The organism is Niveispirillum fermenti (assembly GCF_052474395.1).
Genome location: NZ_CP156681.1, coordinates 2,233,884 through 2,256,181, shown reverse-complemented (window position 1 = coordinate 2,256,181; position 22,298 = coordinate 2,233,884). Strand labels below are relative to the sequence as shown.

Genomic DNA, 22,298 nt, shown 5'->3' with positions numbered 1-22,298 from the left:
AAGAACCCGCCGCCAGCCGGCAGCGGGGCCGGCAGCAGGGAGTGAGGGTGCGATGAAGATTCTGGTCGTGGGGTCCGGCGGTCGTGAACATGCGCTGTGCTGGGCCGTCAAGCGTTCGCCCCTGTGCGACCGGCTCTATTGCGCGCCCGGCAATGCCGGCATTGCACAGGTGGCCGAATGCGTGCCGCTGGCAGCCAACGACGTGGCCGGCATCACGGCCTTTGCCCGCGCGCAGAACATCGATTTCGCCATCGTGGGGCCGGAAGAGCCGCTGGTCCTGGGCCTCGCCGACAGCCTGCGCGAAGCCGGCATCCCCACCTTCGGGCCGTCCGCCGCCGCCGCCGCCCTGGAAGGGTCAAAGGGTTTCATGAAGGATGCGGTGGCCCGGTTCGGTGTGCCCACCGCCGCCTATGGCCGGTTCACCGATGTGGCTGCGGCCAAGGAATTCGTTGCCCGGCAGGGGGCCCCCATCGTCGTGAAAACCGACGGCCTGGCCGCCGGCAAGGGCGTGACCATCTGCCAGACGGTGGAGGAGGCCTTTGCCGCCATCGACGAGGCCATGGTGGGTCGCCGCTTCGGGGATGCGGGGACCGAGCTGGTGATCGAGGAATTCCTGGACGGGGAGGAAGCCAGCTTCTTCGCCATCTGCGACGGTGTCCGTGCCGTGGCCCTGGCCGGCGCACAGGACCACAAGCGCGCCTATGACGGCGACCAGGGCCCCAATACGGGCGGCATGGGCACCTACAGCCCCGCCCCCGTCCTGACGCCGGCACTGGAAGCCCGCATCATGGAAGAAATGGTGCTGCCCACAGTGCGCGGCATGGCGGCCGAGGGGAAGCCCTTCATCGGCGTGCTGTTTGCCGGCATCATGGTCGTGGCCGGCCCCGATGGGCAGCCCGTACCCAAGCTGCTGGAATATAATGTCCGCTTCGGGGACCCGGAATGCCAGGTGCTGATGCGCCGGCTGAAGTCGGATCTGGTGCCGCTGCTGCTGGCCGCCGCCAACGGCGACGTGTCGGGCCAGCAGCCGCAATGGCATGACGAGGCCGCGCTGTGCGTCGTCATGGCCGCCGAAGGCTATCCGGGTGATTATGCGAAGGGCACGCGCATCGGCAATCTGGACAGCGCTGCTGTGGTCGATGGCGTGGAAATCTTCCACGCCGGCACCAAGGAAGGGGCCGATGGTACCATCCTGGCCAATGGCGGCCGCGTCCTCGGCGTCACCGCCATCGCCCCGCGCGTGGCCGACGCCCGGACAAGGGCCTATGAGGCCGTGGACCGCATCGATTGGAAGGAAGGTTTCTGCCGCCGCGACATCGCCTGGCGGGCCATGGCCCGGGGGCTGTGAGCCCCCCTGCCCCGGAACGGAATGGCCCTGGCCAGGAATGAACGACAACGACCCCGCCGGTTTCGGCGGGGTTTCATTTTGCGATATTGGGATGGTGACGGCGTCGGCAAGCCTTGCGGCGAACGATCCCCATCAAAGGGTCCCCAATCGAACCCGCCGGGCCAATCGAACCCGCCGGGTCGGGGCAGGCGTCATTTCCGCTGCTGTGGAATAAAGCATCCCGTAGCTCTGGTCCCATTACAAGTCATTGATTTTGTTCACATCAAGCCTGGCTCAGAAATCATCTCACGGCGAAAATCGTATCAAAAAACCTTTGCAACGAACTCAAAAGAAAAGCCCGCCGAATTACCGGCGGGCATCAATCTTGAAACAAAATTTCACGCTCTCTGGAAGTCAGCCCTGAGGTAGAACGCCACCTCACCCACCCCGAACTTTATGGCCGGTTTCACAACTCCTCCCCGGAGTATCTGCCTGAGATATGTGGTTCCCAGTTCCTTGGCGGCCTGCCCAAACGTGACGTATGTTCGGCAGAAACTTTCCAGGTCATCCCGGTGAACAACGGCGCATTTGCGAGTGGTGACCGGATTGGTCAGGACCGCGTGCGGCAGCAGGCCCTTGGAAATAAGCGCCCAGGTAATCCCGTTTCCCCACTTCGTCTGTTCCCGGATCTGCTCCACGGTAAGGTATGGCCAGGGTTCCGTGCCAGGCGCCTCCCTGGCCAATACCCGGCGGACTTCATTTGGATCAACTGCCAGAGAACATTTGGACCCCGACGGCCACGGGGCGACACGGGAAAATCCCCCTTCCAGCAGGATCCGCATGACATGAGCATAAGGCGCCCTGCACCGTTTGGCGGCATCGAAGATTTCGACCATCCCATCCTCGACCGCCGGCATCGTCACCTGCATGGACAATCTTTTCAGGAAGTTGTCCAAATCCGCCTGAAGGAAGCCGTTGCAAAAGAAGCCTGCTTCAAGGCGGGAAAAGAACGGAACGACCAATCCTTCACGCATCAGCGCCAGGAACCGCGACCTGGGCATGCCCAAGTATGCCATCGCCTCGTTCTGGGGAACCATGGACCGGAGCTGTTCGATTAGGGGGTCGACTTTCTCCGCCGGGAACGTGGTCCTGTCATTTGACAAGTTTTCATGCTCGGCGGTGATCAGTCCTCGTGCCGAAAGATACTGCCTCATCCTTGAACTTTTCATGTAGCAGGCAGTCGCAACGGTGGTTACCGACCAGCACCGGCGCCGCCCGATCGGTACGTCAAAGAAGGTATGCAATTCGCCTACGGGCAACGATTCCGCCACTTCCTCACGGATTGCGTCTCGGGCCAGGTTAAGGGACGCCTCGTCCTTTTCCGCCCGTAGCCAGTCATAGAGCAAGCCGAAGAAACGCTTTCCGCCCAACTCCCCGGAATTTTTCCAATTGGCGGCCATGGTCTTTCGAACGAAACCCCTGAACAACTCCTCGCCGCTAAGCATGATATCGCAGCCAATCGACGCTACGTCCGCTACGACCTCATCGTCCAGATCCCGGGTGGCAACCTTGGGTCCGAAGCGGGAGACGGCACCGACGATCTCGCACAGGCGGACGGCCTTATGCATGGGGATGGAATCCAGCCACGGCGACGTTGAATCCCCCTCTCCATTCAGCCGGCGATACAGATACACCTCCATGGACGATGGCGCCCGGGCGACCCGGTCAATGTCCCCAGCCACGATTCGACCAACATGCGGAGCGACCGCCCTGGCAAAATCAGCGCATTCGATCATGTTCGTTTTAGCGCGACCGAGGGTAAGCAGTGCGACCCCGTGGACCGGGCATGACCTAAACCAAGAGAGTTGCCAATAAATGCGTTGAAACGGTGCAGACCGCCTTTGATCGATCTGGGCGGCAACATCCTCCGAGATGCAGTCAGGGCAGACACGCACGTGGGTGCGGAGCGAAGAAGCCACATTGACCATCTGGCCACGGAGCTGGAAACCGTGTCCTTCCCGCGATGTGAAGGAGTTGCGGCGTAAGGCGTGCGGGTCGGCACCGGAAACCGCTGCTAACTCCGCCAGCGCCTTCTCCTCTCCCGTCGCCACGGCCAGAAACTTGAACCCCATGTCCAGGCAGAAGCCATGGGCATCGCATCCGTTCCTGAATGCCAGCCGGGAGCAGAAGCTCGTCGGCGTCTCGTCTGGATGCAGCGGTACAGTCAAGGAAAGCATAGTCATGCCGTCTTCCCCCGCTTGCGCTTGGGACGGGCCGGCAGCGCGGCGTCCAGGCGGGAGTTGGACGGTACGATCTCCTGCCAATCGGCCGCGAAGAAGATGTTGCTGTCTGCCGAACAATCCCGTTCCTCGGCATAGATCTCCGCGAAATGTTCCACGCCGACCACAGCGTCCGCCCCGGCTTGGGAGTGTGCGAACAGGACTGCACGCCTGACGAGCGTGATCGCCGATCCCAATCCCCATTCGGAAGCAACGATCAGACGGTGGATGAATTCATCCGTCCCGATTTCGTCATGAATGGCCATTCCGGCATGGTTCGCCACGATTTCGTAGGCGATTTCCCGCACCAGATCCACATCGTCGGGAAATGCCAACGGCTGGAAGCGGAAAGTCTGGCTGCGACGCTCAACCTGGCGGTCGCCACTGATGAACGCCGACAGCACCGGGAGACCAGACAGAATCAAGCTGACGGCCCATTCCCTCTGCTGCATCGTGCTTTTCAGAACATCTCGCAGCTTGGTCAGCTCAGAGTTGCTCCCCCTTCCCAGGATATGGTGGGCTTCGTCGAGCCAGATGAACCGAACGCCATGTTCCTTCAAATGATACCTGATCATTTCCCAGATGCGATGATCCGCAAGCTCCCGCTGCAACGGGTATCCAAGCCGTTCCAGGACTACCCGGCCAAGCTGCTTCAGCGTGCATGGGGAAGGCGTCGTCAGCCTCAGGAAGTTGCTGTCATCCAAGCCGTTGACGTGCTTGATGGCCTTCTCCATCGTCAACGTCTTTCCCGCGCCGGACCCACCAACGAGCGCCAGCATCCGACCCTCGGGGTGCTGGCTGGCGACCGCTACGGACATGTCGTCGATGAAGTCCTGCAGGACTTGACGAAAGCGATCATCGCGGTCGGTGCTGAAATACTTGTCGACGATCCGCGCTGCCAGTGCCGTACGCCCGCAGGCGGTCTTCACGGGCGACGATGCGGTATAGTTTGTCATGTTCATTCCTCCGTCGTGAATTGTTTTGAAGCTGCGGGGCGATGGGCGCGATGGGTTCCGTCAGCGGCAGGTGTTGGGGAAAAGGCAGGCCGGCCAATGGGCGGCGAAGTTTCAAAGCGCATTTCGGTGTCGCCCGGCTGCTCACCCTCAGCCTCCATGCCGGGGAGTTCCCTGGCCTGGCCGCCCCTTGCCTTGAAGTCGAACTTCATGAACAGGCGCTTTTCGATGCGCTCCAACTCGTCGGTGCCAAGGATGGCGCTTCCCAGTTCGGCGGCGTCGGCGGCCTCGTCCGCCTGCCCCCGGATGGAGCGGATGGCATCGGCGACGATGTGCGAAGACAGGTGTTCCATGTCCGCGTTGCGCCGACCGAGGTCCCTCGCGGCGGCCGTCCATTCCCACCAGGTCACGCCATCAAGCGCTAGGCCGTCCATGGCCGGCGGAACGCTGATCCAACCATCCGGCGTCTGGACGGAGACCCTTCCGAGGTCCCAGCGGCCAACTTTTACAGTCACCTCGCCCAGACCTGCCTTGCGACGCAGTTCCTGGAGTTCCCGCGACTGGTAGTGGATCCCCAGGATGCGGACGCCCTGGTTGGAGATCCGGCGCTGGCACGGAATGCCGAAGACGCAACGACGGGTATCGTCATCTGGAGGCGGCAGCACCCCGAACTGGGCGACCAGCCGATTCCAGGTCTGAAGCGGCGTTGCCCCCGCCAGTTCAGCATGCGGGCGATTATGATAGGCATCGACTACATAGCGGACGAGGGTGCGGTTAAGGGTTTCCAAGTTGACGCTGGCATGGCGTTCGGCGTCGTAGTCCCCCTTCTCCACGGGATTGGAAAAGGTCTGGCCCTGGAAGTACCGGGCGAACTCGCGCTGGAAAGTCCCGAAGACCCGTTCAATCCGACCGCGCAGTTCGGGGACACCCGCTGGCGGGTAATGGTCACCTGCACCAAGTGCCGCGATGGCCAGTTTCACCTGTTCCGCCCGGAAAGACGGGCCATTGTCCATGCTGACCGTCTCCGGAATGCCATGCATGTTCCACGGTGACCGGCAGCCGACCGCACCGGCGATTTCGGACTTGTCACGGACGACCATCTCCAACGTGGCAATGGCGCTCGCCGACGATGGCGCTGTCGTGAAGCGCATGGCCAGGATGCAGCGTGTCGCGCAGTCAATTGCGACCGACACCCAGACCCGGCCGATTGCGCCGATCTTCTCCCGCTGTTCGTCCGTCAGCAACTCCCAGATGCCGGACTTTGAGAGCAATACCTGGAGAGACACCTGCCATTCATCCATCTCCACGACTTCAAGGGGACGCCCCAAGGGGTCACGGCTATAGATAATGTTGAACTTCTGGCGTGCGGCTTCCGCACCGTACCGACCGGCGGTTACCGTGAACGGATCAAGGGTCCGGTTCAGATGCTTCCAGAATGTCTGGTAACTGATGCTTTCGATCGGCTCTAGGTTCGCGACCGACCGTTCCCGGTTCTTCTCGTCCAGGGCCATCCGATAGTCGCGGTAAATCATGATCTTGCTGTCACGGTTCGCGCTGGCATAGCGCCCGACATGTTGGTTAACCAGGGCCCAGGCATCGCCAGACTTCCGCGGAGTTCTGTTGCCGCGCCCCTTCGTGTTCGAGCAGAGCGCGACGGCGACGAAGCCGCCGTCGCGGAAATCGCGCAGCCAACGGCGCAGGGTGGACGGTGTAGGAGGAAGCGAGACATTGACCTGAACTTCGCATGAAGCCCGGCGGCCGGGACGACTGCCGGAACTGGTCGTACGGGTTGCCGTTGCCTCATCCCTCACGATCTGGGCATGGATTTCGGCAATGGCGATCTTCATCGAAACGTCAGATCGGGTGACGTCCTTCCGCTTCGCCTCCATTTCCATGAACATCTCGCAGTAGGCCTTGCGGCGCAGAATCCGGCGCTGTTCATCCTGGGGAAGGTCGAACAGCGCCACGTCCCGGCCCTTGGCACGGCGCGCTGCCGTTTCGGGAAGGTAGAACCCCTGCTTCACGATGAGGGTGCCGGCCTGGGCGAAACGGGCGATTTCGTCATGAGGCAGGAACTCGCGGACGTCGTTGTCCTCGACGCGGGCCAGGTGGTGGCCGCGATCGCTGGTGGAGACAGGCCGGTAGGCCTGGCCGTTCAGCAAGACCTGGTCATGCTTGGTGAGCCGATAGTGAACCACTGAATGCTGCATCATCATGATCCTTTCTGCTCAGGCAGCCATGGCGGGACGGTGGAGGCGGACCATCGCCAGGTCGCCGATATGCGTTCCGTCGGCGAGTTCCAGCCCACCCTCGTCGATCAGGTTGACGACGGCGTTCAGGGCACGGGCGGGCGGGAGGCCGGACATCGCAACCAGGCTGCGGATCGGCACGGTCCCCCGGACACCGGCGGCGACCTGCGACGTCACCTGCACATCCTCATCGTTGCGGCAGGCCCGTGCCCTGAGGATGTGGCGGGCGTCGGCGACCTTCGCCCGCGGAACGTGCTGTTCGGTACAGATCTCGAAACGGTCAGCGAAGCCGTCGCCCGTCTGCCGGCGGATAAGGGCGATGGTGTCCTCAATCCCGGAGGACCCGACCTTGGCGAGCGGCTTGACGGCATATGCGATCCGCGCGCCGGACACGGTCTCGACCAGAAAGTCGAACGTGTGCCGCGCAGCACGACCGTCCCGCCGGACATAGGCGATGGCGGGCGGCTGGTCATGGACGGCGACGATGCGCCGGTCCGTCAGCAGCAGGTAGGCGAGGTCGCGTTCGAGGGCGCTCTCATAGACGACCGCCCTGCCCGACACGGGATCGTGGATCGATCCACGGCACGAGAAGCGGCTGTTGGCTGCCGGCTTCCTCGACGCGATGGAAGGGAGCGGCGGGTTCCATACCCCGTCCGCGGTCTTGCCACCGACCGGCTGGTCGGGACGGAGAGCGTTGTCCTGATCGGAGGGCCTGATCGAGAAGAGATCCAGGCCGGCACGCTTGGCATGGAGATGTTGGGAAACGAGATACTGGCGCATGATCGCCTCATCGGGCTGCCGGCAACCGCATCACGGTTTGAACCGGCCGAACATTGGGGCCATCGAGGCAAAGGGAGGGCGGCGCTGTCAGAAACGACGGCGTTCGGAAACCCAGACCCCGACGGTGGCGGGCAGGCAGAGCAAGGCTCAGCCTATGAGGCGCGCCGGACGACCGTCGGTGGAATGGATGGTGGCGTGAGGGGCGGTGGGGGCCGTGCTCATTGCACGGCCCCAGCGTCATGCGACATGGAGGCGACGATCTCCTCCACCTCGGCCCCGGTCAGGGTACCGCGGTCGAGCAGCAGGTCGGCGACGGCATCCAAGGCAGAGCGGTGGCGGTGGAGCAGATCCTTGGCCGCCTTGTACTGTACTGAAAGCTCGGCCTCGACCTGAGCGGCGAGGGTCGGATCCTGGCGCAACATCGCGGCGACGTTCTGCGGGGAGACCTCGCCCTTCCAGGCCAGACCGTCGCCGAAGCCGTAGGAGCCCAGCATCTGCGCCGTCAGGGCGGTCGCCTTCGCCAAGTCGCTATCGGGATGCCCGCCGGAACCGTTCGCGGGCATCCCGTAGACGATCTCCTCGCCGGCGCGGCCGGCGAGCGTCACGCGGATAAGGGCCCGCATCGACGCGCCTGTTTCCAGGCCGGACGACCGGAAATGAGCGCCGGAGTGGTTCGGCAGGACGGTGACCGACCGCAACTGGCCGGGCAGTTCAAGCGCACCGGCCACAGCATGGGCCGCCTCATGGACGGCGATCCTGCGCTGATGGTGGATCGGCAAATTCAGCGCGGGAGAAACCTGGGCGAGAAGGTCCGCGATGATCATCTGGCGGCCTGCCCGGCGCGCGAGACGTTTGGCATTTCGCACCCAGAACTCGACATCGGCGCCAGTCCCGCCCAAGCCTGCCGCCGCGACATCGGAGAGGTCAGCGTCAGGAAGATGGCGGTGGCCGAGATGCTCCCTCAGGATGCCCGCCAATGCGAGTTGGTCCGGCGGAAATACGGGGATAACGCGGTCGAAACGGCCGGGCCGGAGAAAGGCCGGGTCGATATTCAGCGTATTCGCCACCCCCAGGATGATGACACGGTGTTTGACCGCTTCGTCAATCCTTTGCAGGGCCTCGTTGACGACCTGGATACTGTACTCCCTGTTCCGACCTTCCATCTTGTCCCGGACGCCGAATGAGTCGGCTTCCTCCAAAAGGAACAGGCAGCCGCCGAGAGCTTGCGCCTGCTCGAAGCTTTCGCGCATTGCTTTGAGCATGTGGCCTTGGTGACCTGCCGACTGCCACTGTCCGTAGGAACCGATCACCAGCGGGAGCCCCGCGCTTCTCGCCAGGCGCGCCGCAAAGGTGCTCTTGCCAGTACCAGGCGGTCCGACAAGCATGCATCCCTTGTCAATCTCGTCGGCGGACAGGATCCCGGCGTTATAATCGGCCAAATCCTTGATCAGGTTACGGGCCCACTCCACTGCCTCGTCCATGCCGCTAAGCCCGTCCAGGGTCGGGCCGTCGATGACAGGCATTCGAACCTTCGCCTCCGCCAAGCGCGCCAGGCGTTCGATCCACTGGTCGGCACCTTCGTCGAACCGGTGAGCGAAGCGGAGGTCGGTAGGCGTCAGAAGCCGGCACAGCCGATCCGGTACGGAAACATCCGGCCGAACGCCGAACGCAGCCGCCGCCGCGTCAGCCAACACGGCAGCGTCGACCAAGGGGATCGAAACCTGATGATCGGCACCGTTCCGGACGATCTCAGGGGCCTTGGCTTCAGGCGGAACCAATACGAGAACGCCCTTTCCGTCATCGAGGGCCCTGATGATGCCAAACTCGACGGAGTTGTCGCCCAGGGAGGCCCTGTCGAGGTCGTCGACGATCAACCACTCGTCGTACACCCGCTGCGACTGAAAAACGTCAGCAGGCCCCTCGGCATCGGTGTTAGGAATGCCATCCTGCCCCTCCCGCAATTCTGCAGCGGCTGCCTCCATTTCACGTTGAATGGATGCATTCACGCGATCACGAAACGCCTGGGAAATCGCCGGCACCCATGCCGGCGAACCAATGTTCACGACAACGACTTGCCCCGGCTGTTCAATGGCGGCCGCCGCCTCCGGCTTGCTGGCAAGAGCGCGATCCAATAGGACGGATGCCGTGGCGGCGTATGGGGTCGGCCGATCGGCATTGTCGGGCTCGACCGCGTCGGCGGCCTTCTCGGCGTCGAGATGCTCAACGATCTGCTTGTTGTAAGCCTTTGATAAAGCAGACAGCGTGGTGGGCGGTCGGTCAAGCTGCGAAGACATGGTGATACCTGCCTTGTCCAAAGTCGTCGGACCTTCGGCACAGAAGTGCGAAGGCGGCTACGCTTTGCGCAGGTCACAAGGACGGATGTCAGGAAACGACCGTGTTCCTTGCGCCTACGCGGCGCAGCATATCTTTCCCGACGCCAAGGACATGGCCGGAGCCATCGTGGCGTTCACGTCGAGGTGGAGGTGGAGGATATGTGAGGAAGCATTTGTCATAGCCATATAGTTGCTTGAGCGGGGTAGGATGTCAATCCCAGAATTCCGGAACGGTTGAAAAACTCTATCCGCCCTGCCCTGCACCGGATTCCAGGGCTGCCAGGGGCCTCTCCTGGCAGCTGTTGTCCTACCCATGCGGCCGGACAGGGCAGCGATTACAACGGTTACGTGGCCGGCAACGGGATCGGGCGGTGAAGCAGTTCACCACTGACATTGACTAAATAGGATAACATAAAATAATAAATACAATTATGGAGAGTCTAATGCCGCCACTAAGCCGCCGTCGCACGATTATTACAAACGATGATCCCGCGTTGGACGAAATGAGGCTGGGGCAGGCGTCTGAAATCCATAATGTCAACGTTGCCGGCAAGCGGACCAGCCTTCGGCTGCGCGGAATTGAATGGGAGAGCCTGCGCCTCATCGCCCAGCGTGAGGGTTGCGACCTCTCCCACGTCGCCACGGAGATCGACAAGCGCCGCGGCGATACGTCCCTTGCCGGTGCGCTGCGGCTGTTCGCGATCGCCTATTTCCGGGAACTGCTGCGTCTCAAGGAGGATGTTGCAGGTTTCAGCCCGGTCCAGATCCTCCAGGCGCTGGCAGGGCCCCAGGACAATATCGGGGCGGATGCGGTACACGGCGGTCGCGACCTGGCACCGGCCTGATCACGGCGATGATCAGCCCCAGTCCCAGATCATCGGCCTTGCCGGCTTGGCGGTGGAGACATGTTCCTGTACCGGAATCGGGGGCGGGCCTCCGGCGTTTGGCAGCGACCAGCCGGAAGGGACTGCCGACGAAGTCTTCCCCCGATATGGTATGCGGTACCGTCGTGCCTTTCTCCTCGAACTCGTCCATGGCGATCTCCGTATATTATAGAACAAAAATGGAACATCTGCCAAGCGCCAGAAAAAACGCGGCCCGCGGTTGAACGGTCACGGAATAACCGGTAGCCCTGGCTTACGCCATCGCCTGGGAGATCCGCATGCGCCGCCTGCCCCTGCTCGCCGCCGTCCTGGCCGCTACGTTGCCGGTCGCCGCGATGGCGAAGGACACCGTCAAGATCGCCACGTTCATCCTTGGCGGCCCCGTCGCGCGCCACGCCAAGGAAGGTTCCTTCGGGGTCCTGGTCTATTCCGAAACGTCCAGGGACGATAAGAAGCGGGTCAGCGACCACTGCCCTGTTTCGATCGAGATTCGATGAAGTTTCCGCCCCGTATATCCGGCGCAGCCGGTGCGCTGGCAATCGCGTCCGTTGTGGCCTTCGTCGTCGGCGTTGCTGCGCTGCTGGCGTCGATCTTCTGGATGGGATCGGTGCTCTTGCCGTTGGGGATCGCGGGCATCGTGGGCGGATGGCTGCTGTTCGAACATTCGATGCAGCACATCGCCAGGGAGAACGGCATGGATGCCGGTAGATGATAGTAGCGGCTGTATTTCACGGCAGGTCGGTTAATGGGGGCTTTACAGCCCCCATTTGTGCCGCGGGTTTACTGGACGACTACCCAACCTGAATCAGCCCGTGTGAATTTCATTTCCGTCGTACCTCCCGCGTTGTTGAGCCAAGGTCCATCAACACGAACCGTAACCGTGCAGGCGAAGACGGCGCTTCCATTGACCTTGGCACAACTCAGTTTCTTGAATTCACGCAGCACCATCTGCTGCCCACCTCCAGCTGCCTGGGTCGCCTCATTCGCCTTGTCGAACTGGGCCCGGATCGCATTGCGCATGTCATCCTCCCCCGGCTCACCGTTGCCGCACCCCGCCATCGTCAGCAGCGGCACCAGGGTCAGCACCCGGCAGTATTTCAAAATATTGCTCATTTCATCTCCTTCATTCGTGGTCAGTGGTCGAATTGAACCGGCCCCACTTGCCTGGTCATCGCCAGGCCCGTCGGGACGTTGTGAATGCGGTGGTCGGAAGTCGGCCCTCGACTGCAATGTCTGGGGCCTACCTCAATCAGCCGAACGAATGGCCGCACGCCTTGAGGTTCGTCGCGAACTCGTCGTAGATCGTCTCCACAAGGTCCTCGTGAAGACCGGAAACAAGGGTTTCTCGCCGAGATCCATAAATCAGGTAGATGCAATAGCCATATTGGCGCACGAAATCCGCATTAGCGATTTGGCTGGCGTTTTGGGTACCGGCGGCGAAGGCCCCAGCCGCACCGGAACCATAGAAGGCGGCCGATGGTGTTCCCTTAGGCGGGGTAGTCAAGCCCCATCCAATGGCCCGCACATGATCAACATCGAAAAGTTTCTCTGCCTGCGGGATGGAGATCCGTTGGGCATTGATCTCAATTCGGGTCGTTGCAATGTGACCGCCCCGTTTAAAGAGCAGCCAAATAATATAGAACACGCCCACAAAAGGCATGATTGCTGAAATAAAGGCCAGACCAGAATATGGAGATGCTGTTGAGGCTACAACGATGGGCAGAATGATCAGAAAAATCAAGGAAAGAAAGATTTTCCCTCTCCTTGATTTCTTTACGAATACATCCATGATGATCTTGTCACCTTCCTTTGTGGTCTTGTAGTCATAGGCCGGCTCAGTGGCCTGCGGCGTGCGGGCGGGATCGCGGAGAGACATCTGATGCATCCTTGGGCTAAGGCTTCTGATGGCTGGTGGTCGCCGTTGCGCGCCGATCAGCCGGAATAGGTCCATTCCAGGCCACCATCGTTGAACGCCAGGAACTCGACGTTCAGGTATGTGTCCGCGTCGTTGCCGCCGGAGACCTTCAATCTGTCGTAGGGCTGACGGACGATGGAATGGGCGCCACGCGAACCGGACAAGCCGCCGACATCTACGCCTCGCCTGCTGTCAACGTAATAATTGTAGTTCAGCGTCACCGCCGATCCGACCCCAACGCCGAACGGGTAGTAGCGCGTCGGCGGCGCACCGGGGGTCGCGCGCGTTTGGTCGGTGGAGGATGAGCCCACGCAGCATGGGCAGCCACCCGGGTGGGGCGGTAACGAATTGTTCTCGTTGGTAGGCAAGACTTGTACCTCCTTTGCAAAAGGACAAGCGCAACCGTCCGCCGCCGGCCTGGCGCCGGGACGGTAGATACGTACAGCAAAGGTTGCACGCCCAGCCTATTCCCCCCGCCCGGGTAGCTACTCCCAGGTGTTGGTGGGGTGTTTTATTCAGCTGGCCGCCCGACATAGGGGCTGTGCCTTTGCTTCACGCGCAGTTGCGCCCCCACCTCCGGTATCTAGCCGGGTGTAGGTGGTACATAATATGCCACGGATGGGAACGCACATGGAACAGGTTTCCATGGGGGAACGGCCATGTCGCCGCCGGACGGTGAAGCCGTTCATAGGATGCCACGCCGGTATCAGCCTATGCTTCCTGCAGTTCGGGAGTGGAGGTCCATATGTTCCGACAGGCGGTGTTCGGCTTCCTCGTCCTGTTTCTTGGCGCCTTCCCCGCCGGCGGGGAGCAGCCTGCCCGCCCGCTGGCGAATTTCGACAAGGCGAAGGTCGTCGCCAGGGACAGCATCTATGCCGACCGTCGCATCGACTATTACTGCTCGTGCAGCTACACGCCGAAGAACGCATCGGGGGGCGTGATCGACAAGGCCAGCTGCGGCCTGGTCAGCAGTTCGTCCATCGCGACGCGCCTGGACTGGGAGCACGTCGTCCCTGCCTGGTTCTTCGGCAACAAGCGGTCCTGCTGGGCTAAGGTCGGGTGCAAGCCCGGCGTCGAGGGGCGGGAATGCTGTGAACGGACCGATCCCGAGTTCAAGCAGGTGGAGGCGGACCTGCACAACCTCGTCCCGTCGGTCGCCCTGCTGAACGTCGTCCGGTCCAACCACGCCTACGGCATGGTGGAGGGCGACCCGAGGAAATACGGCCGGTGCGAGTTCGAGATCGGCGGGAACCCGAAGCGGGTCGAGCCGCCCCAATCCGTGCGCGGCGACCTGGCCCGCGTCTGGCTCTACATGATCGACACTTATGGCGTTGAGGTCACGGAGGCCGACCTGGCCGTCCTAAAGCTGTGGTCGCTCGCCGATCCGGTGGACGAATGGGAACGGCTGCGCGACCGCCGGATCGAGGCCGCCCAGGGCAACTTCAATCCCTATGTGCGGAATGCCGCGCCCTGAACCTAGCGGCTGGAAAGGATGGACGACGATGCGGATTTTATTGGCCGGCCTACTGGGTGCCATGCTGACTATCCCGACGCTCCCAGCCGCGGGCCTCAGCCAGACCGACGAGCAGGTCCGGCAGGCGCTGATCCAGCAGTCGATCGCCAGCTATCCCGGCAACTGCCCCTGCCCTTACAACACTGCCGCCAACGGCAGCCGGTGCGGGAAGCGCAGCGCCTACAGCAAGCCAGGCGGCCACGCGCCGCTGTGCTTCCCCCAAGACGTGACGGACAAGATGGTCGAGGACTATCGGCGGGCGAACGGGGCCAAGCCGAAGTAACGCCCACATCGGTTCGTCGGATTCCGATTGAAATAGCCGCCGAACGAAGAAAGTTCGGTCATAGGGCTGATGCGCGTTCGCATACGACAGGATTTGTCGTCCCGCTCATCCACAGTGCAGTCAGCGGCCAAGGTGAGCCGTGTCATGGCAAGAGGATGAAGCATGAGTAAGGGCAGTAAAGGCGGCGGTAGCTACCGCAGCGCAATCAGCGGGCGGTACGTCACCGCCAAGCACGGCAAGGCCAGCCCCCACACGACGGTGCGCGAAAGCGCCGGTTCGGGTGGCGGCAACGGCAGCCACTACCGGAGCGCCATCTCGGGGCAGTACGTCACCGACGCCTACGGGAAGGCCCACCCCAAGACCACCGTCAAGGAGAGCTAACCATGGCCAAGCGCTATGTCCGTGCCACCGGCAAGAACTCGCAGGGCGACATCACCTCCCTGTGCAACTCCGGTGAAACCTGGTCGCCCCGCAGCAAGGCGAACGCGATCAGCGACATCGAGACCGGGACCCACGAATACTGGGTCAACTGGTTGAACTCGCCGGAGACGCAGATCAGGGTGGTGAACGGCCCCTCGGGCAAGTACCTCAGGACTGATCGCGACAGCACGTCGCGCAACAACCTGGACGACCTGCCCGACTGCTGATCGACATCTCGGGGCCGAAGCATCGCTTCGGCCCCCGTCTTCTTTAAGGGCTGGTGTCAAGGCAACGCAGCAAAGTCAGAACGCCGATAGCCATCCACCATCTTTACGAGTTCAGGAGGGGAGATCACCTCCACGGCGTCCCCCCACATATATAGGTGCCAGCACATTTCCAGCAGGCCGGCCGCGCGGAACTTCACGATGAGGGATCCATCGGCTTCGAACTCGACGGTCTGCGCCGGGTGGAAAACAAAGCCTTGCGCCTGCTGTGCGGCCTTCGGAGCGAATTTCCACACCACGTCATGTATACCGTGGGGATCTTCATAGGAGCCGAAGCAGCGTTGCGCGTGCTCAGCGAGATCGAAACCCTCCTTCCTCAGGAAAGGGTCCGACAGGACGGTCGCCTCTTCTATGCAATCGACGCGATAATGCTGCACATCGCCGCCGGATTTTCCCAGATCGATCGCGACGAGATAGCGTCGGGCCCCCAATAACAGCCCGTGCGGGGCAACTATCCTGTCCCGCGCCGCGATGTCCTTCTTACCCCGATAACGGATGCGCAGCTTGGACGCCCCCTTGAGGGCGGTGGAGATCGCAAGGTCTACAGCCTCCTCGCTGGTAGGCCTGGGACCGGGGCGTGCCGCATGGCCCAGAGCCATGAGCAGCGCTTCCTCGTCGGCCTCGATGCGTCGACTGCGGTCGGTCGGGATGAGGGCCAGTATCTTGGCGTGCAGGCCCCGCAGAGCCTTGGCATGATCGATTCCCGCGCTTTTGGCCAGGGAGGCTTCTGCCAAACTCAATGCCGCGAGTTCCTCAGCCGTGGGATTCAAGAGCGGCGCGATACCGGACCTTGGCAGGTACCAGCGTGAGCATCCCGGGTCATCGTCATCGTTGCGCTTTTCGAGTTCCGGGAAGAGGTCGCCCAAAGCCTGGATCAACCTCTGCGCGGTCCGATAGTTGCGTTCCAGCATCGCCTCGATCTCTTTCAGGCTGACGCCCCTCATCGATGTTGCCTTCGCTGCAACCCTCAATAGCTCGACCGCATTCCGGTAAGACATTCCCTGCTCCTGAACACGCGGTACTTTCAGCCGCCTGCTGCAATCATGATGCGGGATTGGTAGGATGGAGTTGAGATTGAGGTAGCCCGTTTGGGGAGAGCGGTAATGCTGAACTACCAGGGAAGGACGATCTTCTCGGCGAGTGATCTCGTCAACTTCATGGGCTGCTCACACGCGACGGTACTGGATTCCCGCAACCTCGTCACGCCGACCACGTTCGCTCCGGATGACGAAACGGCCGTCCTGCTCCAGGAGAAAGGCATCGAGCACGAGCGCACCTATCTCCAGCGCCTGCGCGACGAAGGGCGCACGGTCGTGGAGATCCCAGCGGACGGCACCTTGGAGGAACGTGCCCAGGCAACGCGGCGGGCGATGCGCGCAGGCCCCGACGTCATCTACCAGGGTGCCTTCCTTGCAGGGCGCTGGCATGGCTATTCCGACTTCCTGCTGAAGGTCGACGGCATCGACTCATCGCTGGGGTCGTTCGCCTACGAGGTGGCCGATACCAAGCTTGCCCGGACGGCGAAGCCGAAGCACCTGATGCAGCTCTGCGTCTACGCTGAGATGCTGGCAGCCGTGCAAGGCGTCATCCCGCCGCGCATGCACGTCGTCCTAGGGACCGGAGTGGTCGAAACCTTCCGCACGGACTCGGTGCTGCATTACTTCACCTTCGCCCGGCGCCGCTTCGAGGCGTTCGTGGACGCCCTGCCCGCCGTGTCAAGCGGCGACCCGTGCAGCCACTGCACCTTCTGCCGGTGGGCCGACCGCTGCGACGCCGAGTGGGAGGCCGCCGACCACCTCTCGATCGTGGCCGGCATGGGACGCAGCCAGGTCGCGGCCCTGCGTGAAGCGGGCATCAACGACATCAGCGCGCTGGCAGCGCTGCCCGCCGGTACCAGGATCCCCGGCATCCAGCCCGGCACGGTCGCCAAGCTCTCTGCCCAGGCCCGCCTCCAGGCTCACTACCGCCGGACCGGCGAGCAACAGTTGGAGTTGCTTCCGCCGGCACCGGGCCGTGGCTTCGCCCGCCTCCCCCAACCCAGCGAAGGCGACATGTTCTTCGACATGGAGGGGGACCCGCTGTTCGACGGCGGGCTGGAGTACCTTTTCGGGATCGTCGCCATGGATGGCGGCGTGGACCGTTTCGATGCCTTCTGGTCCCATGACCGCGACGGCGAGAAGGTGGCGTTCGAGCAGGCGGTCGATTTCATGACGGCCCGCATCGCGCGGTATCCCGGCGCCCATATCTACCATTACGCCTCGTACGAAGAGACGGCCCTGAAGCGGCTGGCCATGTACCACGGGACCCGCGAGAACGAGGTGGACGACATCCTGCGCGGCAACCGGCTGGTAGACCTCTACAAGGTCGTGGCGGAATCCGTCCGCACGTCGGAACCCCGCTATTCCATCAAGAACATGGAGGCCTTCTACCTGCCCGGCGGTCGCCAGGGGGAGGTCAAGACCGCCGGCGACAGCATCGTCATCTATGAGCGCTGGCGGCGCCTCGGCGGCGACCAGCTGCTCCGGGAGATCGCCGACTACAACGAGGTCGATTGCCGATCCACGAGAGGGTGCCGCGACTGGCTGCTATCGCTCCGGCCGCCGGGGACGCCGTGGTTCACCGGACGTACGGTGACGCCCATCACCCCTGAGAAAACGATGGAGCGGCAGGAAGCGGAAGAACGCACGCAGCGCCTGGCCGACGCCTTGGTGGCTGGCAACGATGAGCCATGGCGGCAGCTGCTCGCGGACCTGTTGGAATTCCATCGGCGGGAGGCGAAGCCAACCTGGTGGGCCATGTTCGCGCGCCAGGACATGGACCATGACGCCCTGCTTGAAGACGCGGAATGCATTGCCGGCCTCCAGCCGCATCCGACGATCCGGCCCCGGGCAGAAGGAAAGTCTGCCGTCTACGCCTTCACCTTCCCGGCGCAGGACTTCAAGATACGTGTCGGTGACAAGCCGGTACGTTCGGGCACCCTTGAGCCGGCCGGCGAGATCATATCGCTCGACGAGGACAACGGCGTCATCGAGTTGAAGCTGGGGCCCAGTAGGTCACCTATAGTGCCGGGAAGCGCCCTGATCCCCGAGGGTCCCGTGGGCGACAAGGTCCTGCGCGCCGCGATCTACCGATACGCGGAGGATGTCGCCAGGGGCGGCGTAAAGTATCCCGCCGTAACCGCGATCCTGCGCCAGGATCGGCCGCGGTTCATGGGCAGGCCGCCGAACCAGGCCGTCGTGCCGGAGGGGATGGACGCCACCACCGGGATGGTTGAAGCCCTTCGGGTATTGGACGACAGCTACCTGCTTGTGCAGGGCCCTCCGGGCGCGGGCAAGACCTATTCGTCGGCCCAGGCGATCGTCGCGCTCCTCGCCGCCGGGAAGCGCATCGGGGTGGCGTCCAATTCGCACAAGGCAATCAACAACCTGCTGAAGGAGGTGGAGGCGATGGCCACCGCCCAAGGGCTGCGTTGCCAGGGCATGAAGAAGTCGTCGCGAGAGGACCAGGTGCTCGGCACCGGGGGCTGGATCGAGGACGTGATCGGCGGAAGCGGCAGCGGGGTGCTTCCCCACCATCGGCTGGCCGCCGGCACGGCCTGGCATTTCGCGCGGGAGGAGTTGGACCAGGCGTTCGACTACCTGTTCATCGACGAGGCAGGCCAAGTGAGCTTGGCGAATATCGTGGCCATGGGCATGGCCGCCCGCAACATCGTGCTGGTTGGGGACCAGATGCAGCTCTCCCAGCCGATCAAGGGCACGCATCCCGGCGGCAGCGGCCAGTCGGCACTTGATCACCTCCTGGAGGGACATGCGACGGTGCCGGCCGACCAAGGGGTGTTCCTGCCGATCACCCGCCGCATGCACCCGGACTTGTGCCGGTTCATATCCGAGGCGATGTACGACCGGCGGCTGGAAGCTGAGCCGAGCACGGCCAACCAGCGTGTCGAGGTCGACGTCTCGAAGGACCCGGAAGCGCTTGCCCCGGCGGGGCTGCGCTTCGTCAAGGTCGAGCATGCTGGATGTACTCAGCGGTCGGAAGAGGAAGCGGCTCGGTTGGATACCACCTACCGGGCGCTGCTCGGCGGCCACTGGACCGACCGAAATGGAAGACGCCATTACATCGGGGTGGACGACATCCTGGTGGTCTCTCCCTACAACATGCAGGTCGATCTGTTGAAGCGCGTCCTGCCGGAGGGGGCACGGGTGGGCACGGTGGACAAGTTCCAGGGCCAGGAGGCGGCTGTCGTCTTGGTGTCGATGGCGACATCGTCTGGAGATGACCTGCCGAGGAACATCGAGTTCCTTTACAGCCGGAACCGGCTCAATGTGGCTGTGAGCCGAGCACGATGCTTAGCGGTCATCTATGCAAATTCACGGCTGCTTGAGGTTTCTTGTTCGAAGATAAGGCAAATGGAGCTGGTAAATGGTCTTTGCTGTGCCCAGCAATTCGCTACCATGACATTCAGATAGAAAGTATTTTTCCCTGACAGCGCGAGGACAAACGCCAAGGATCTATTTGGCCACTGCTAATGTCATTCACGAAAAACGCTATTAACTCTCATATCTGGAAACTCCCGATATATAGCGCTAACCAACTGGGTAAAACCAAGAGAAACGATCCACTTACCGAGTTGGTGGAAGTAACTCAAAAAAGCCGGCTGGAGCCGGTCGGCGATTATTGCAGCTTCAGCCTTACCCTCACTCGTCAGCCGATACGTGCGCGGACGTCCAGTCGCTACACTCACCAACCCCTTGGTTGCCAAATTATCAATAGCGTCGTATACGCTGCGGTCGAATGGCCCGTAGTCGTAAGGAACAAAATTGAATTTTGGACCGCCAAATGCGGGTGAGGCCTTTCGGTCTATCAGGAAAAGCATTTTCATGATCTGGATGGGAGACGCGCTACCATCGGGCATGGCGGCGAGAGCCACCAAAGCAGCATCTTCCTGTGAAAAATCTGTCATTCCTCCCGAGCCTCTGGGCGTTGCATGGATGCACCCTATATGTGATAACGTCAGGCTTCAATAGTATCTAGGACAGGGCAAAATGTCTCTCACAGAGAATGCAAGCGGTAGAGATAATGCTGCCAGCTGGCTCTCCGACACAATGCGAATTACCCTTTTTGGTGAGCCTCAACGGTGGGAGTTCCCAAACGGGAGCCTGACAGAGATCTTGTTTGGCTCACCTCCAGAAATGGAGCAGACCTCACGCCGGGGCGCAACGGAGACTCGGCTAGAGGCCACTAAGCATGAGGGCTTCCAAATTAACATCGTCCGTCAAGGCGGGCGAATAGATATTCACGTACTGACAGATGAAGTATTCGACGATTCATCATCAATGATAAGGCCAATTAATGATTTTGCCCCTGTCATTAATAGAATAACAAAAGAAATAAATAAGATTTCCACATCATTTTCTCGAGTTGGAGCGGGGGCTAGTCTTATTCAACCACAAAGCGATACTGTTGAAGTGTATAAAATCTTGAAGCAGCGATTTCCATGTTTATTAGTTGATACAGATAACTGTGATGATTTTCTATATCAAATCAATCCTTATACCATTGATGAAGATATTAGACTTAATCATTTGGAGCGATGGTCACACGGAGTTTTTGAACGCATTGACATCCCTGTTATGGGGGGGGGCTTTGAGGGCGGGAGCATCCAAAGCCGATTGGTAGGCGTAAAACTTGACCTTGATTATAACACCGGAGTCGATTTACGATTGAATCTCGATGCCAATCGAGCCTCTTCATTACTAGAGAAGCTCGTCGTATCAATGTTCGAGCGGATGGATGGGTTATGATGCTCGGAATTGGGACTTTACTTGGACCTAAAAGTCGTTTTATTAACCGATCCCCGCAGCACGGCACCTTCCGCGCGCTTCGTGATGATGAGGCGTATGCTTCTGACGTGGACGACATCGTCTCGTTCACTCATGTTTATTCGGGAGGAGTGCAGCGTATTTTTAAGTCGTCTCCCGAATTTTCTACTTTTTTAGTTGGAGAGGTGCGCGATACTGCAATTAACTGGTCTTTCAACGACGTCAGCTTCTCGTCAGCATTGGGTTCTTACAACACGAAGGTCCCAGCGTGGGTTTCCGCAATGTACGATGCGAGCCTTCAGTCAGTTGAGGACGAAGATATTCTCGCGATGTTCGATGCACTAGAGGAAGCAATTTACACGGATCTCGCCAAGCTTGACCGGGAATTGGCATATATTGACGTTCACCGGTTGGCGCCGGAATTCATAGTCGGTATACCTCGAGCTCTTTTTCCGTTGAATGGACACCTTCTAAATTGGCAGCCTTACGTTAAGAGAGCTTGGTTTGCCTTGGCAAATAGAAAATTGGACGTGAGCGAGCTCCTTCAGGGACTTCTTTGACCAGATGCTGAACAACCCCACTTCTATCCCCTTTGATCGAGCTGATTCGATTGGCTTTGTTATCCGTCGAATCTCGGGTGATCAGTGGCATACGGGTATGCTCTACATCCATGAAGGCAAAGCTCGTTTACGGCATCTATGCAGCCACAATCACCTTGAGGATGAGCCTGCGGAAGAGCTGCACTATCTCTGGACAGAGGTAGCGGCTATTGGTTCGATAAATAAACGGCTCATCGCATTGCGTCTTGGAAAAGGAGGAAAAAACAAAGTACCTTATGGTGTAGGTTTTCTGGATAATGGCCATTACTTGGACAAACAAACTCTTCATTACACTAAGACCGAACTAGGTATGGGCCTCACTTGTGCAACGTACGTGATGGAAATTTTGCATACATTCGGATTCAAACCATTTACCATATCCGAGTGGACTCCAAATGATGGTGACGTTCATTGGCAGCGATCTATTTTGCAATACTTTAAACAATGCCATCCGGATGCTGAAAAGCATTTTGAGACGGAACAACAAAATATCGGTTCGCCGCGATTTCACCCACAACATGTGACGGGCGCAGGGCATGCAGAAGAATGGCCTGTTTCCAAAACAGACGCGGAGCTTTTAGCAACACAAGTGACCATTAATTACAATGCAGTATTTCCCCAACCGCTAATGCATTAACAGTATGCTGCCCGTCACTC

Annotated in this window: 22 protein-coding genes; 12 read left to right on the top strand and 10 right to left on the bottom strand. The window is 60.9% G+C overall.

The window, feature by feature from the left end:
* Positions 1 to 52 precede the first annotated feature (52 nt).
* Positions 53 to 1,348, top strand: a complete 1,296-nt coding sequence (purD, locus tag ABC728_RS21715; RefSeq protein WP_416617340.1) for a phosphoribosylamine--glycine ligase — start codon at positions 53 to 55, stop codon at positions 1,346 to 1,348.
* A 377-nt stretch (positions 1,349 to 1,725) separates the two neighbouring features.
* On the opposite strand, the gene ABC728_RS21710 is transcribed toward purD, so the two are convergent.
* The 5 genes from ABC728_RS21710 to ABC728_RS21690 all read right to left on the bottom strand — a co-directional run bounded on the left by ABC728_RS21710 (position 1,726) and on the right by ABC728_RS21690 (position 9,882).
* Positions 1,726 to 3,570: a TniQ family protein gene (locus ABC728_RS21710; RefSeq protein ID WP_445376496.1), complete on the bottom strand. Its 1,845-nt coding sequence runs from the start codon at positions 3,568 to 3,570 to the stop codon at positions 1,726 to 1,728.
* On the bottom strand, positions 3,567 to 4,562 hold the full coding sequence (locus tag ABC728_RS21705) for an AAA family ATPase (RefSeq protein WP_445376495.1): 996 nt from the start codon (positions 4,560 to 4,562) through the stop codon (positions 3,567 to 3,569). Before ABC728_RS21705 ends, ABC728_RS21710 begins: the two co-directional genes overlap by 4 nt.
* Positions 4,563 to 4,564: 2 nt before the next feature.
* Entirely contained in the window at positions 4,565 to 6,775 is a 2,211-nt protein-coding gene (locus ABC728_RS21700; RefSeq protein WP_445376494.1) for a Mu transposase C-terminal domain-containing protein, read from the bottom strand.
* A 12-nt stretch (positions 6,776 to 6,787) separates the two neighbouring features.
* On the bottom strand, positions 6,788 to 7,588 hold the full coding sequence (locus ABC728_RS21695; protein ID WP_416617345.1) for a hypothetical protein: 801 nt from the start codon (positions 7,586 to 7,588) through the stop codon (positions 6,788 to 6,790).
* A gap of 218 nt (positions 7,589 to 7,806) precedes the next feature.
* Complete coding sequence (locus ABC728_RS21690; RefSeq protein ID WP_416617346.1) at positions 7,807 to 9,882, bottom strand: AAA family ATPase; 2,076 nt, start codon at positions 9,880 to 9,882, stop codon at positions 7,807 to 7,809.
* A gap of 542 nt (positions 9,883 to 10,424) precedes the next feature.
* Here ABC728_RS21690 and ABC728_RS21685 point away from each other — a divergent pair.
* The 3 genes from ABC728_RS21685 to ABC728_RS21675 all read left to right on the top strand — a co-directional run bounded on the left by ABC728_RS21685 (position 10,425) and on the right by ABC728_RS21675 (position 11,517).
* Positions 10,425 to 10,766 carry a ribbon-helix-helix domain-containing protein gene (locus ABC728_RS21685; RefSeq protein WP_416617627.1) on the top strand — a complete coding sequence of 114 codons (342 nt, stop codon included), beginning with the start codon at positions 10,425 to 10,427 and terminating at the stop codon, positions 10,764 to 10,766.
* A gap of 317 nt (positions 10,767 to 11,083) precedes the next feature.
* Entirely contained in the window at positions 11,084 to 11,302 is a 219-nt protein-coding gene (locus ABC728_RS21680) for a hypothetical protein (RefSeq protein WP_416617347.1), read from the top strand.
* Complete coding sequence (locus tag ABC728_RS21675) at positions 11,299 to 11,517, top strand: hypothetical protein (RefSeq protein ID WP_416617348.1); 219 nt, start codon at positions 11,299 to 11,301, stop codon at positions 11,515 to 11,517. Before ABC728_RS21680 ends, ABC728_RS21675 begins: the two co-directional genes overlap by 4 nt.
* 68 nt (positions 11,518 to 11,585) lie before the next feature.
* On the opposite strand, the gene ABC728_RS21670 is transcribed toward ABC728_RS21675, so the two are convergent.
* From ABC728_RS21670 to ABC728_RS21660, 3 genes are all read right to left on the bottom strand, one after another.
* Positions 11,586 to 11,918 (bottom strand): hypothetical protein, encoded by a 333-nt coding sequence (locus ABC728_RS21670; protein ID WP_416617349.1) that lies wholly within the window; start codon positions 11,916 to 11,918, stop codon positions 11,586 to 11,588.
* Positions 11,919 to 12,054: 136 nt separating this feature from the next.
* Positions 12,055 to 12,681: a hypothetical protein gene (locus tag ABC728_RS21665; RefSeq protein WP_416617351.1), complete on the bottom strand. Its 627-nt coding sequence runs from the start codon at positions 12,679 to 12,681 to the stop codon at positions 12,055 to 12,057.
* 56 nt (positions 12,682 to 12,737) lie between these two features.
* The gene (locus ABC728_RS21660; protein ID WP_445376493.1) at positions 12,738 to 13,088 is read right to left on the bottom strand and encodes a hypothetical protein; all 351 of its coding nucleotides are present in this window, start codon (positions 13,086 to 13,088) and stop codon (positions 12,738 to 12,740) included.
* A gap of 377 nt (positions 13,089 to 13,465) precedes the next feature.
* Here ABC728_RS21660 and ABC728_RS21655 point away from each other — a divergent pair, with 377 nt between their 5' ends.
* The 4 genes from ABC728_RS21655 to ABC728_RS21640 all read left to right on the top strand — a co-directional run bounded on the left by ABC728_RS21655 (position 13,466) and on the right by ABC728_RS21640 (position 15,163).
* The gene (locus ABC728_RS21655; protein WP_416617353.1) at positions 13,466 to 14,194 is read left to right on the top strand and encodes an endonuclease; all 729 of its coding nucleotides are present in this window, start codon (positions 13,466 to 13,468) and stop codon (positions 14,192 to 14,194) included.
* Positions 14,195 to 14,222: 28 nt separating this feature from the next.
* Complete coding sequence (locus ABC728_RS21650) at positions 14,223 to 14,516, top strand: hypothetical protein (protein WP_416617354.1); 294 nt, start codon at positions 14,223 to 14,225, stop codon at positions 14,514 to 14,516.
* Between the two features lie 162 nt (positions 14,517 to 14,678).
* On the top strand, positions 14,679 to 14,897 hold the full coding sequence (locus ABC728_RS21645; protein ID WP_416617355.1) for a hypothetical protein: 219 nt from the start codon (positions 14,679 to 14,681) through the stop codon (positions 14,895 to 14,897).
* Between the two features lie 2 nt (positions 14,898 to 14,899).
* A complete protein-coding gene (locus ABC728_RS21640) occupies positions 14,900 to 15,163 on the top strand; it encodes a DUF3892 domain-containing protein (protein ID WP_416617356.1) in 264 nt (87 codons plus the stop codon).
* Between the two features lie 56 nt (positions 15,164 to 15,219).
* Here ABC728_RS21640 and ABC728_RS21635 read toward each other — a convergent pair whose 3' ends face one another.
* Complete coding sequence (locus tag ABC728_RS21635; protein WP_416617358.1) at positions 15,220 to 16,218, bottom strand: helix-turn-helix transcriptional regulator; 999 nt, start codon at positions 16,216 to 16,218, stop codon at positions 15,220 to 15,222.
* 105 nt (positions 16,219 to 16,323) lie between these two features.
* Here ABC728_RS21635 and ABC728_RS21630 point away from each other — a divergent pair, with 105 nt between their 5' ends.
* Positions 16,324 to 19,689, top strand: coding sequence for a TM0106 family RecB-like putative nuclease (locus ABC728_RS21630; protein WP_416617359.1), 3,366 nt, complete (start codon positions 16,324 to 16,326; stop codon positions 19,687 to 19,689).
* A gap of 62 nt (positions 19,690 to 19,751) precedes the next feature.
* Here ABC728_RS21630 and ABC728_RS21625 read toward each other — a convergent pair whose 3' ends face one another.
* The gene (locus ABC728_RS21625) at positions 19,752 to 20,183 is read right to left on the bottom strand and encodes a hypothetical protein (protein ID WP_416617360.1); all 432 of its coding nucleotides are present in this window, start codon (positions 20,181 to 20,183) and stop codon (positions 19,752 to 19,754) included.
* Between the two features lie 82 nt (positions 20,184 to 20,265).
* Between ABC728_RS21625 and ABC728_RS21620 the strand changes: the two genes are divergently transcribed.
* From ABC728_RS21620 to ABC728_RS21610, 3 genes are read left to right on the top strand one after another with little or no spacing between them, the layout of a single operon-like run.
* Complete coding sequence (locus ABC728_RS21620) at positions 20,266 to 21,024, top strand: hypothetical protein (RefSeq protein ID WP_416617361.1); 759 nt, start codon at positions 20,266 to 20,268, stop codon at positions 21,022 to 21,024.
* Positions 21,021 to 21,602: a hypothetical protein gene (locus ABC728_RS21615; protein WP_416617362.1), complete on the top strand. Its 582-nt coding sequence runs from the start codon at positions 21,021 to 21,023 to the stop codon at positions 21,600 to 21,602. The genes ABC728_RS21620 and ABC728_RS21615 overlap by 4 nt, the downstream gene beginning before the upstream one ends.
* A 4-nt stretch (positions 21,603 to 21,606) precedes the next feature.
* Positions 21,607 to 22,278, top strand: a complete 672-nt coding sequence (locus ABC728_RS21610) for a hypothetical protein (RefSeq protein ID WP_416617363.1) — start codon at positions 21,607 to 21,609, stop codon at positions 22,276 to 22,278.
* The last annotated feature ends 20 nt before the right edge of the window (positions 22,279 to 22,298 follow it).